This window comes from Aliivibrio logei (genome assembly GCF_001691055.1).
Classification (GTDB): Bacteria; Pseudomonadota; Gammaproteobacteria; order Enterobacterales; family Vibrionaceae; genus Aliivibrio; species Aliivibrio salmonicida.
In genome coordinates this window covers 125,937-140,567 of sequence record NZ_MAJU01000031.1, presented here as the reverse complement: position 1 = coordinate 140,567, position 14,631 = coordinate 125,937, and the positions used below count along the sequence as shown (strand labels likewise).

General features: G+C 37.1%; 3 protein-coding genes. All 3 read right to left on the bottom strand.

The genetic code is table 11. The features are described from left to right. Window positions 1-38: 38 nt before the first annotated feature. From A6E04_RS19765 to A6E04_RS19755, 3 genes are read right to left on the bottom strand one after another with little or no spacing between them, the layout of a single operon-like run. Window positions 39-953 carry an OmpA family protein gene (locus A6E04_RS19765; protein ID WP_065612188.1) on the bottom strand — a complete coding sequence of 305 codons (915 nt, stop codon included), beginning with the start codon at window positions 951-953 and terminating at the stop codon, window positions 39-41. Between the two features lie 11 nt (window positions 954-964). Further along, the gene (locus A6E04_RS19760; RefSeq protein ID WP_065612187.1) at window positions 965-4,492 is read right to left on the bottom strand and encodes a hypothetical protein; all 3,528 of its coding nucleotides are present in this window, start codon (window positions 4,490-4,492) and stop codon (window positions 965-967) included. 42 nt (window positions 4,493-4,534) lie between these two features. After that, the gene (locus tag A6E04_RS19755) at window positions 4,535-14,599 is read right to left on the bottom strand and encodes a DUF11 domain-containing protein (protein ID WP_065612186.1); all 10,065 of its coding nucleotides are present in this window, start codon (window positions 14,597-14,599) and stop codon (window positions 4,535-4,537) included. Window positions 14,600-14,631: the final 32 nt, after the last annotated feature.

The following is a 14,631-nucleotide window of genomic DNA, read 5'->3' as shown; positions in this document are numbered from 1 at the left end:
AATGAACGCCCTTTCCTCTTTTATCAACTAATCAATAATTACTTCTCTGTTAGTGACTCGATCTTTTCTTTTGGTAATGGGCCTTCTTTAAAAACGACAAACGCACGTCGATTAGCGGCATTGGCTTTTAATGAACGCTCTTCAATAATAGGAGAATCTTCACCAAACGATTTTATTTCCCAGATAAATTGAGATGGGTCGACCTTCTTCTTCAAATAGTTTTGAACAGCAATGGAACGTTCTTTTGCTAATTGCTCATTATAACTTTGTGAGCCTTGGTAATCCGTATGCCCTGCAATTAAAATTCGCCCCGTTAATCCGGTGAGCTTCAATGCTAGTTCATCCAACTCTACTTTATCAGTGTTCTGTAGTTCATCTTTATCAAAATCAAAATGAGATGCCATTGTTACATATACTTTTCTTTTAGGTTCTGGAGGCAAACAAGCCGGGTTCAACTCTTTATCAATAGTTTGCTCAAAAACTAAATAAGCACGTCTGTTGGCGGCATTTGCTTCTAAGCTTCGTCCTTTAATAAAAGGGCGTTTTTCTCCATAATATTTGACTTCCCACTCATAATTATTTACAACGAGTTTCTCTGACAAATACGCTTTAATCGATTCTGCACGTTGACGAGACAACTCTTCATTGTAGCTAACAGAGCCTTGATAATCCGTATGCCCAACAATAGCAATTCGACCTTTAAATCGTTTAATATTATTAACAAATTGATTTAAAGAGGCATAATCTGTTTCTTTTAGTTCTGACTTATCAAATTCAAAGTGTTCCGCCACTGCCATTTGTATTTCTCGTTGAGGGACTAAGCATTCTGCAATCAAAAACTTTTGAACTCTTTCGTCGTATTTGTCTATGTTCTCTTTACTTACATAAGTATCTGTACTGCACCCAAAGAGAGAAAAAAAACTAAACCCTAGCAGTAATGATTTCATCGTCATCGTCATCGTCCCTAAATCTTACCGATGAGGTTAATGAAGACCCCACTCGCGTTATAGTCATCATCATTCGTTAAATTATCGTCAAAATTGGAAAAGTTATAACCAACCCCGATTTTAAAGTTCTCGGTAACGTATTTATTAAAAGAGAGTAAAGCCCCTTCTTCTAACTCATCATTTTGAGTATCGACTTTCCAATGATATTCACCCGTTACATCCCAGTTTTTCATTATTCTGTAAGAAGCGCTAAGACCAGTAAGGTAAATTTGGCTATTTACATCAACACCGACACCTGATGCTCTATCAAATCGTTCAAATTTATCTTTATATGCGAACTTAGTACCAAAATCTAAATTTGCATCCCATGAGTAAATCGCTTCTGTTTCTACAATATGGCTTTCAGTATCAGAGTATTCGACATCGCGGTTTAAATTATCAAAATCAACCAAGTAGGTATAACGAGCTAATAGGTTTAATTTATCATTATAAATAGGTCGATAAGCAAGACCAATGCTTGATTCAATAAAACGCTCAAGCAATTCGTTATTCGTATCATTCATCGCTTTAGAATAATTAAATTTACCAAATAAGGTATATTCTTCCGTTAAATGGTGTGTATAACTATTGGTAGTTACCCATTGTTCAATTTTCTCATTTGTCTCTTCAGTTTTATCTACTCGATACTCAATTTTATGCTTTAGAACGATGTCATCGAGATCCAAACCAATATTAAAACTAACAGCTCTTCGATTCACGATACCTGTAATGGTGTTTTCAGGATTATCGCTATAATCAATCTCCCCCTGTTGATAAGCAATTCCAATATCAATATCATCAGTAACTTCATTATCAAAGCCAAAAGAATCAACTCGGCCTTTTCCGTTATTTTCATTAACAAACTGATTTTCTTGATAGAAATCAACAGAATCCGTCAATGTTGCTCGTTGACCTAAAATGACGTTGTTTTGGTCTTCATAATTATCATCAACATAAGTAACATAAGTTGAGTAATCGTCAGTTACATCATAAGTAACGGTTGCTTCTGCTGCATCTCCTCGGCTCCCGACGGTATAGGCACCACCAAGACTCAAGTCATCTAATACGCGAGTTTCTGCACCAACAGTGACACTGTCGTTATCATCATAAGTTTCAGTGGCATCAACCGTTTTTTGACCTTTAATATAAACGCTGTTTTCGTTATCCCAAAGGTATTCAACTTTTGCACCAGCAAGGTTACCAGTGCCTGATTCATTGTTTTGATTCAATTCTTTTATATGTTTCCCAGCAAGCGAAATTTTAATATTTTCAGTCACTAAAATTTGAGTTTCAACTTCAACTTGCTCTGTGTCGGTTTCTAACGTTCCATCAATTTCAGTCTCTTCCATTGATGTAAATCGGGTAGACACTTGAACTCTATCACTAACTTGTAAGCGAACTTCTGTTCCATAAGATTCTTGTTCAAGATCGTCACTTTGGCTTGCGTATGAATAACCCGCATCTTTTGATTTGTACCAAGCTTTCACATCATTACCAACGGCACCGAAAAGATCAGGGGCTAAATCATAAAGACTTGCGACACCAAGAACTTGAATATTATCGCCTTCACGATCATCAGCCATGCCAGATGAAATAGGAGTAAAAGTTAAACCACCATCAAAAGACACAAAGTTACTATCTACTTGGGTTCCTTTTGTTCGACCAAATTCCGTTTTTAAGTATGTTCCTTCAGTCGCTCGCAAGATTAAATCTGTTGAATATAGCTCATAATTTTGCGTGTCTTTTTCTTCTGATGCGTAAGTGGCACCAATACCAATGTAATCATTTAACCACCCTTTTACTCGTCCACCATAAACCAGCGCATCACGGGCATCTTTACCTTTAGGGACATATTCATAATCAACAGCAAGATAGTTTTCATAGCCACCACGAGGGGAATCATCAATAACAGAACCAAAGCTATCAGACACAATATCAGACAGCGGCCTTGTTAAGATAATACGGCCTTGATATTCATCAATTTCATAATCTCGACCAGATTGTAATGGGATTTCATTTTCAACGATCCCACTGTCTTTATTCATCACTTTGATTAACACTTTATCACTACCTGGGATAACTTCACCGTGTTGAAGGAAGTATAAAGACCCACCTGTACCTAAAAATTCATCGTGAGAGTAAAGTGAATCAGATTGAGAAGCGAAGCCTACGAGATTTAAACGGTCTTCACCAAATTTCGTGGTTTCCCGTGTACGATAGTCGCCTTTAAAACCATATAAGCTTCGGTTGTAATCCCCGTTATCCGTCCCTGTTATTCCTGTATTGAAATTACCCCATAAATATTGAGATTTATCGTATTGAACATCTAAATACACTTTGCCTTTGGTATTAACAATTTTCTGAATGTTAGCGCCATCGCCATAATTCCCATACATCATTTCATCATCGCCATCGACGATATCAAAAACAGTTGAGGTATCATTTGCCGCGAAAGGGTTTTTAAACATATCTTTCACTGTATTTTCTTGAGTATCGACATGGGCAACAACACGCAATTTATCACCAAATTTACCTTGTCCAAAATACGCAATTCGACCTTGATTATAAATATCCTTTACGTACTGATCATTTACCTCAAGAGCACCTGTACTGCCTCCAACACGGTTTCTCCCAACATAAAAATCCGCTAGACCCGCTTGTGCATAATAAGTGTCTGGAATACGAGCATAAAGAGAGAAACGACGTTCTTCTCCTGAATCAAAAACAACGGTCGTAGGAAAACGATATGCATCTGTTGGAAGGAATATTTCAGCGTATAAACCTCCTTCGACAACATCAAACTCATCTTCTCCAATAATAACTTTATCTACCCCGTTTAGCCCCGTTCCAATAAACTTAGCTAAACCGGAAGACGTCGGTATATTGTGACGCATTAATGTAGAGCGACCAAAGTGACGACCATTTTCTGATTCATTACTGTTTTTATCGATAGACAATTCTTTATCCGGACGCACGGTATCGACAACCCCTATGGTTGTCACATCCATATTTCCATCTTTGTCCCACACTTTTAATCGGAATAACAATTGCTGCCCAAGTTTAAATCTGTAATTAATATCTGTTGAGCCGTCCCATTCAATATCGGTACTGTTGGCAAGCTTTTCACCTTTCATCACAGATAAAGGCTGAGACAGGTGGCGATCAGCACCACGATATACTTCAAGCTGCCAAGAGCTAATGTAATAGCTGTAATTAGTGTCAACGGAAAAGTTTAATGGATTAATAAGTTTCCCGTCGTCGACTTCAACTTCATCCGTCGCACTTAAATCTAAAACAGGATTAAACTTGGTAATATCACGACTCGCCCAGATTGCCCCCTCATCTAAATAAATACGAGAACTGTCTGTTTGCTCACTAACATCCACTGAAATATCCATCGCGTTGGAATCCAGCTGTTGTAAGTCATCTGTTTCTTTTGCTAGCGTCATTAATGGGAATACATACAGTGCATATAACGTTGCATGACTCTTATTGAATAACTTCATACTTCTCCTAATAACTTCTTTATTTTTATAGTTTTGAGTTATTTATTTTTGAACACTAAAATTAAATTTCGTTAATTGATTTGGTGAAATTCTTAATACTCTCGGGTTTTCACTGATTACTTTCATTCCTGTCGGTAATGAATCAGTGTCAACTTTAACTAAGAATTGTTTTCCCTTCTTATTGAGAACCCATTGATCTGGCACGTGATAACGCCCATATTCATCGGTTTCAATAACGATACCTTCAACCGTAAGCAATCTTACACCTGGTATACCGTCCTCATAGATCCCCATATTTTCAATGACAATTTCCCATAAATACTGGTTATTATCCTTGTATAGATTACGGGTTATTTTCAGATTTTCTGCAGCAAGCTGATCTTTTTTGTTTCCTAAATGCTCTATGTTTATCACACCCTCTTTACTGAATGAGATATGAGAACCGTCAACCGTTGTTACGGTAAAATCGAATTTATCTTTGTTTTTTGTCGCAAATTGGACAACCGCTATATTCCCTTCTGGTAGCGTTCTATTTCTCGATAACCCAAATAGATGATCAATTACAATGCTTTGATTAATAGGAACAATGCCTTTTTCTTTTAGGCTTTCTTCTTCACCCTCAATTTCTATCGTCGTAGAACCTGTGACGTAATTACTATGAGCGATATTAGCGGTTAATTTAATATCAAAAGCGGTTGCATCAGCTTGATATCCATCTCCATTATTATCTTCAAAAACTTTGCCAATAATCGATGCTGTATCGAATACTTTATCGGGTGTAATTTCAACAGTCGCACTGCTCATGTTCGATTTGATCTCTAACGGTCCTGTTGTCATTCCTTCCGCAGGGGTCATTGCATAAGCGGTATTGACATATTGACCAAATGTAGTACCTACCGTGGCTCGTAATAGATAACGGACTCTGACATTTTCTTGCACGGTTGAACCACTCGCGCCATACGCAAGCATATCGCCGATAGAAAATGATAAAACTTGAGTTACTGCTGGCTCTTGATTAGTAAACACGTCATCTGCGGTATCAAAAACACCGTCAGGGCCACTGTTTGTAACCTCCGTTGAATTCTCTACATACTGAAAGCCTGATGGATATCGATCTTCCAATTTGACACTTTTAAATTCAGCTTCATTATTATTTTCGATAACCACTTCATACTCAACGACATCTCCTACCTGAATGGAGTCTTTAAGTGCTTGTTTTGTTACCTCTAGTTGACCTTCATTATCTGCAAATTTTTTCACATGAACGGTCACACTATCTTGAGCCGTTTCTCCACCAAGCGCTGTTGCGATAAACGTATTTGTAATATCATCATCAAGCCCTTTACCTATTTTTCCTACAACGGTGATAATAAATCCGTTACCTTCATACGCTTTTAAAGTTTGAGTAGAATTAAGGTCAATAGAGCTTTCAGTCGCCACCACAGAAAAGCCCGGAACTTCTTTAATCGTGGTTGTCCATTCAGTAAATAAAGGGTTTCCATTTGCCCCTTGAAGCGTCGAAATTTCATCAACTAATTGAACACCAGACACATCTGATGAACCTCTATTGGTCACCGCCAACGTATAGGTAATTTCATTGTCATCGTTCGTGTATTCGTTTTTATCTGCGATTTTTTTCACGACCAAAACAACACTTTCTGGTTGCAATAACGCTGTTGAATCAATATTTGAAATTCCGTCATTCATTGTGGCCGTATTGCTGATTTCTCCTAATGCTTTCGGGTTTACGATCCCCTTAACAATAAATTCAATCGTTGCACTTGGTGCTAAATCGACAATAACATCGATATCATCCCCAATAGGTAATGAACTAATCGTTGTCGTATCGTATTTGTCATTATAAATACGGTAATCAATGCTCCATGAGTTAAAGGCTTGTTCTGTAGCACCAAAAACAGTCTCGACTTGTAGATCCGTGATTAAATCGGTTATTTGAATGTTTTGTGCAAAACTCGCAGCATCATTTATTAACGTAATATGAAACTCTGATTCTTCACCGGCTTTATATGCACCTTCTTTTGAACCGTCTTTAAGTGTCTTATTAAAAGTCACTTTCTGTTCTTCAGGTTTAAGTTCAGCTCCTTTATCAACGGAAATACCATTAAACGCCATCGTTGCGGTGTTTTTAATCACTCCAACTGCGTTTTTATTAACATCGCCACTAATAGTAAATGTCACTGTATCTAACGGTGCCAGGTCGATATTGACATCGATGTCTTCATTAAAAGTCGAACGCGTTCTTGTGATGACGGTATTTGGGTCCAACACTTCAACATCAAGAGTCCAAAAATCAAAGGCAGATTCAATGGTTCCATCAACCGTTTCAACCGTAAGGCCAGAAATAATGTCTTGTAGCTTTATGTCATCAGCAAAACCATTAGTTTCATTTGTTACCGTAACAACATAATCAGACGTTTCTCCTGGGACATAGAACTCAATAGGTGCTTCTTTTGTTAAAGTAACCGTTGGTATAATAGGAATGCTTATCGCTTCTGCTATACTTACGATGCCATCTAATTCAACGGTAACAATGTTCTTAACTTCACCATGAAGATTATCCAACAATTGACCACTCGCAATAATAGTCACGGTATCATTAGGCGCAATTTCAATCGTGCCATTAATATCATGATTATTAATGATCGGTATTACCGAATTTCCCGTTGAAGACGTCCCTATAATATCAATTGAATTAGGAACAAATGCAGTGACGACTGAACCATCAATAGTTGTACTTTCTATCGTTGATAAGAAGTCGGTTACTTTTACGTCTTTTGCCCAAGCTGCCGTCGTGTTTGTTATTTCAATCGTATAAGTCAGTGTATCGCCAGCCTCATATATTGGTTTATCTACGACTTTTGTTACGACTAACGCGGCCTTCTCTGGTGTATACGTTGCTTGTGCTGTTTTTTTATTTCCATCACTGTCTGTGACAACCACTTCATTAGTAATGTCACCCATTGCTTTGTCATTAACCTTACCTTCTAAATGTAAGTTGACCGTTTGCATTGGGGCAATATTGTAATCAATAGCATATCCGTTCGTACCCGTGATCTCAGTGCCTGAAATAGGTTGAGATAATGCTGGGTCTACACCCGTTATAACTATATCGGTAACGTCCCATTGCTCAAATACGTTACCTAATCGTGATTGAGCCGCAAAATCAGTGGTAATATTGCTCACTAAATCAGAAATATTTACATCGGCTAAATAACCCAACCCCGTATTTTCAACGGCGACATCAAACCCAATGGATTCTCCCGGAATGTAGGTTGCTGGCATTTTCGTCGTACTTTTGGTTACCGACAGTTCTCCTTTTTCAGGAACAACGTACCCCACATTAACGCGATAATTACTACCATTAATTGAAACAATGTTCGTAAACTGGCCGATAGCGTCTTTACGAATGGTACCAGTGATTATAATTTCAACTAACGTTCTTGTTGAGTCGGCATTTTCTCCGGCCATTTTGATCGTTGAGTTAATATTTCCCGAGGTCGATAAACTACTGATATCGGTATAACTAGGAACAGAATCATGATCGCCATCAGTAACAACACGAGAAGAAATTGACCATGAATCTAATGCGGGCTGCATTGAACCGTCTGCTGTCTCCACTAAAAAACTGGAAATTTCGTCGATAATGGCAACTTCAGAGTTAGTATCCGAATTGTTCAGAATCCCTATCGTATAATTAATAGTTTGTCCCGGTGTATAGGTGGCAATATCTGATTGTTTTGTCGCTATTATTTTTGCAGTACCCGCGTTTAATATAACGCTATTAGTCGTATCGCTATTAATGGTTGCTGTATTTGTTATTGAACCAGTGGCTACCCCTGTAACTAGCGCATTAATCTCGAATACAACAGTATCTGTTGGCATGAGATCAAAGGTCGCATTTAAATCACCGTTACCGTTGTAATTTCCACTAATAGAAAAACGAGAGGGTCTCGGACTATCAATCAAATTCACACTGTTTGAAGAAAATGCAGTCACACCATCCGACGTATTTATCGTGCTAATAAGATCCTTAATCAGAACATCGTTAGCAATACCTTCTCCTTCATTTGTTACGGTTATTTGATAAGTAACCTGACCATTAGGGTTATACTCACACCCACTGCCTGTATTTGAAGGAAATGAACATGAACCTCCATCTGCGGTTGTATTCGTAACGACTTTTTCAAAGACCAATATAGGCTCTGCTGGTGGAATAGTACTGGTGGTGACACTGTCGGTTCCACCAATGGCAGTATTTCCGTCAATAATACCAACCGCATCTTTACGAACTTCACCGGTTATCGTAAATGTTATTTCTTCCATTGGGCCAATATCAAGACCGTCCGCTTCTTGGATATCTAGATTGCTACTCGGATCGTAACTCAATGGCTTCGTATCAACATTTAAGTCTAAGCCTCTTGTTATTACATGACTAATATTCGTATTCATTAATGCTGATTCTATTGACCCACCAATCACTTCTACTTTTATGTTAGAAATTAAATCTTGAATAACAGTGTTATCATTCCAGACTGGTTGATCATTATTTACTATAAATTGGTACTCTACGGTATCTCCCGGTTTATAAAAATCACCACTGCTATAAGGATTACCATCAATAGAAATGATCTTTTTAGATACCACTAAATTTGATGGCTCAACATTAAAACGAACCGCTTGTAGATCACTCGAACCATAAGTTGGAACCACTCTAAAGTCATTTAAAGTCTCCTCACGGATTCGAGATTCCATAACAAAATCAATCCATCCACCTGGAGCAATAGATATAAATGGTAAATCAATATCAACATTATTCCCTCCAATAAAGTTTCCAATTGATGTCATTGATTCATTAGAGGTTGTCGCGGTTACCTTCCAACCATTCGGTTCATACACTGGTCCCTGCTGATTATCAGCTTGGCTTGTTAGCGTTTGAGCTAACTTAACTTGTAAATCAGAAAACTTCTCAATCAGAGATTTACCATATTCGAGACCATTACCTGTGTTTTCTAAACGTAAATGATAAACCGCTTGTTCACCATTGACGGTATGGTTATAAGTTGTTTTTCTCGTTGATAAAGAGCTATCGGTATAACCTAAGTGAGTTTTAATTAGATTCACAGGTAACATAATTGAACGATCAGAAGTTATTTTGTATTTGTTGTCGATCTTAGCTGAATTATAAAAACTGCCAACCGCTTCTTTTCTGATATGTGCTTTAATTGTATAACGTACAAATGGTTGAAGTAATGTTGAGCCTGTTGAAGCTAAATCAAATTCTGTATTTATGTCTTTATTATTCTCGACAATACCGGGATTAGAAATTGAACTTCCATCTGATTCTGAACTTATGGTCCAACGGTCAAAAGCACTACAGCTAACGGTTGTACCATTACTTAAATCGTAACACTGAGTCTTTATCTTGCTGATTTCATCAACAATAGAAATATCATTCAAATGCACATTATTATCATTACGAATTTCAATTTGATACTCGATAAACCCATCAGGCTTATAACCATCTAATCCACTTGGCAATATCGTTGCTCCATCAGTATCATAATAAGCAAGGATCGTTTTTTCATCATCAAATTTCTGAGCATTTGGTTTTGACAATACACTTACATGATCCCCATTAACTGTCAGAATATTAGTTATATCTCCGACAGCAGCAGGGTTTACAGTTGTGGTAACAACATAATCAATCGTAGCTCCCATTGGTATCGATGCATTGGTATCTATGTCTTTTCCATCTTCAACTGTACCAACTTGGGCGTTACCTCCAACCGCACCACCACTGACTTGAGTTACTATCGTCCAATTAGGCTCAAATGCAGGTCCAAAAGAGCCATCTATTAATTCAACCTCTACTTTTGATATTTCATCTAGTACAGGAATATCATAAGCATTACCTTTCCCATTATTCGTAATAATCAAATGATAGGTTAATGTCTCACCTGGCTCATAATTAATTTCATCCACTTCTTTAGAAAACGTTAAATGGAATTCATTCGGTCTTAATGTTGTTCCGCCAATAATAATATTTCCAACAGCATCATCCCTAACAATACCTTCAACCGTATATAAAACATAATCACCACCAGCAACATCTATCGTTGTGTCTATATTTTTATCATCTTCAACTACACCATCTAATGTGCCGTCTGTTGTTCCTGCACCACCATCACTGTCTTCTTTTTCAACCTTTACACTAAAAATATCAGAGAATGGATTGGCATAGGTTCCATCCATTAACTGAACACTAAGTCCTTTTATATTCTCATCAACATTATGATCATTTAAATATCCGGTCGTTGAAAGTACTTTAATCGTATAAGTTAATGTGTCACCTGGGGTGTAGTATTGTTCAATGCTGCCATTAACATAAAGCTCTCGAATCGTATCAGAGCCTTGCCACACTCGCTCATTTTCATGATGTGAAACATGTGAAGCTTCAGTTACTTCACCAATATCACGATAAACATACGCATCATTAGGTAATAAATTAGTTCGTGTCCCAGAAAGGTTATCAGATCCCACAAAATTATCTTTTACTCTGGCTTTAATTTGAAATGTTTTTGATTCTTGAGGGTTTAAATTAAGTGTCGTTGACGACCCAATTTCAGGGTAAATAAAATTATCGTTATTTTGTGCACCAAAGGTTGCTTCACCATCTAATTTAATAGACCAATATTCAAATGGAGATTGCTCTTTATCATCTTCAAAATGATCATCTTTATCATTCGCTAATACCGCTTTAATATCCGCCATATAATCAACTATGGTTAAATTATTAGCCGTAACCGTTTTACTATTGTTGTATAACGTAATGCTGTAAGTAATGTCTTCCCCTGGGGTAACTTTTACTTTATCCGACGTTTTCAATATGGAAACATTAAATCGGCTAAGTACAATATCTTTACCCACTTCGGCAGTCGAAGAGTGGTCGGTACCTGTTGCAGGATCATGAATTTCAGCGGTATTAGATATTTCAGAAGGAGAATAGTCATTTTTAACTATTCCAGTAACTTTGTAAGCAACATAGCCCATGCCATCAAAACTACCTGATGACTCTTTAGGATCAATATCCACTTTTGATTGAATATTGCCTCCGTCTGGCCATGTCGATTTATTATCGGCATAGCTTCCCGATTTCAAATGAGAGTCTGTTAGTGCCTCAATTGTCCAACCAGAGTTAAATACTCCCATTCCATCAATATCATCAAAAACATCTACATCGTTAGCAAACCCTGCGCCTTTATTAAATACATAAATATTAAAAACAACTTCTTTACCAATTTCAAAATTATCGTTACTGGTTGTTTTTGTGACAAACACATCAGGATCTTTAGGTATAACCCAAGCATTCTCTGAATTGGATCGGCCGTTATCTGGTGTTGCTACAGTCGCAATATTATTAAATCGACCCCAAACTATTCTATTTTCATCAGAGCGATCAATATTAGCGGTAATAGTATAAATAATTTCAACGTTAGGCGGGATTTGAGCTGTCGTATCTAAGTTTTGATTATCAACAGCAACCTCTGTATCGGTAGCTGCAATTAAGTTTGCTTGCTCTTGAGCAGAAAGATCCGATGTATCTATAATATTAACTTCATTCTCAATCGTCCAACTACTGAACACCGTCATAGGCGTATTATCGGGTTCTAACATATCTGCTTCAATACTCGATATTTCATCAGTAATATTTACATTAGTCGCATAGCCATTAGATTTATCATTTTTAACCACGAGTTGATAAGTCACCGTATTTTCTGGTTTAGAGTAATACGTTTGCTCACGACTAAACGCAGAAGCACCATCAACCTTTACAAATTTTTCAATTGAAACTGCAAAATCTTTAGGCACAGATGCTCTGTCAGCAATTATTCTCTCATCAATAGTAACGAGGTTATTAATTTCACCGTTAGCTGTTGGTATCGTTCTCGCTCTTATCGTGTAAGTTATTATTGTTTTTGGTTCAATGGTTGCTTTCACATCTAAAATCGTTGGCGAGGTAATGACTCCTGAAAACCCTGTATCTGTTGAACTTGCGGCGGTACCATCAATATGTTTCGCGCTGGCCGTGATGCTCCAAGAGGAATAAGCAGGCACACTATGACCATAAATATCCGTTACCATTATTGATGCTAGATCATCTATTACCGATATTTGATCCGCGAAACCATCACCATTATTAGTGACTTTAATAGTATAAGTTAATCGTTGCCCTGAAGAATAATAGTAATCATCGACATCCTTGGTAACTGACAAGCTGTCATCTGGCATTTGAACCCCAGTTCCCGTCTCTGAAATATCATCATTACAAGTCAGATTATTATCAATAATCGGTCCGATACTGGTGTCACTAACTGTCGCGGTTAATTTATAATGTACTTGTTTACCAGGCGCAATATCAGGTGATATGGTTAAATCACCTGTTTTAGTTGCGCCATAGTTGAAGTCACCTGCATCAGTACCTTCTGAATCAAATCCATTAACAACATCTAACTTCCACGAACTAAAGGCGCTACCTTTACCAACACCTCCTGCCTGTTCTGTTTGAATACAAGATAATTTATCAACAATAATCAGATTGTTCGCAAAATATTTGTTCGACGTATTATCAACCGTAATGTCATAAACAACCTCTCCTCCGGGAATATACTCACTTTCCGCTGTTGTTTTTGATATTCTAATTTCAGGATCACTTAAATTTAAAACATATTCAGGCTTAATAACTCCAGAAATAGTATTAATTGGGTCAGCCAAAGAACCATCATTTTTAAGTACTCTTGCCGTTAAATTTTCTATTTCACCGATAGTAACAGGGGTTAATTTAGCCGTAATTAAATAACTAATATCTTCATCTGGATATACAGAAACCGTATCATCAAAGATTTGATTCGCCACTTCTCCACTTGTATTTAACGTCGAGATGGATTTATTTCCTATCGACGTAACTTTGCTCGTCCAAGAAATATAAGGATTAGATCTCACATCTGAGCTATCGTATCGAGCTTGATCTAAATCGTTGCCTAAATCAGAAATCAGAGCGTTAATATTATGTTGAACCACATAATCGCTAACAATGCCTGAACCAGTATTTTTAACGGTTAACTCAATTCTCATTTCATTGTTTACAAGATAACTATTGGTGCTTTCAAATTCATGTAATGTGATATCTAACTCCCCAATAGCTGGAGGCGTTATTAATTCATTACTATTTACACTTCCGTCTTTAGTCAGCGCCGCCGCAGAAGTGACAATGTCACTGACAAGACTGTCTGAAACAACGGTTTGAATGGTATAAGTTATATTGCCACCGATATCTATTGTGGCCTCAGTTACCGCTAAATCACCAGAAGGTAAAAATAAACCAGCATTAGTTTCAACCCCGCTCGTCGTAGCATTAATAACAACACTAGAAAAATTAGGAATAACCATTCCACTTATCGATTCACCAGTCAGAGATGAAAATAATTGATTAATAGAAAGATTTTGAACTTTGTAACTACCAATATTTTCCACTTTTAATGTATAGGTCAACGTATTATTAATAATGTAATTTGTTTTATTAACAGATAAATCAAGAGTGTACGCATAAGGTGCAGGCGTTACGGTAATTGGAGGGGTATTCACCGTTTCTGTTGGTGTAGTCACTGTTGCGATAACCGAAATATCGCCCGTTATTATATTGGAGGTTAATGCTTTTATTGTGTAAGTTAACACCCCTCCACTTCTTAATCTCGCATTACTAACGTTTAAATCCCCAGCTGAATTATAATCACCTTCGTTAGATAAAAAAGTAGACGTTCCTAAAATAGAAGTTGACTCGAAAGCATTTTCAGTCCCTGATTTTACGGACATAAAATTAGATTGAACTGATATATCATTAATTGTGTTCGGGCTAATATTTGTTACCGTAATTTGATACGTAACATTCGTATTATTCTCATAGACCGTTTCATCGGAAGTAATATCAATAGTAATATCAGCAGCAGAAACATAACTGCTACTAAAAGTACTGACTACTAATACAAATAAGTTAAACATCAGAGATGATAAATGAGAAAATCGTTTCATTATAAAAAATTTGTCCACTCTATATTATGAAT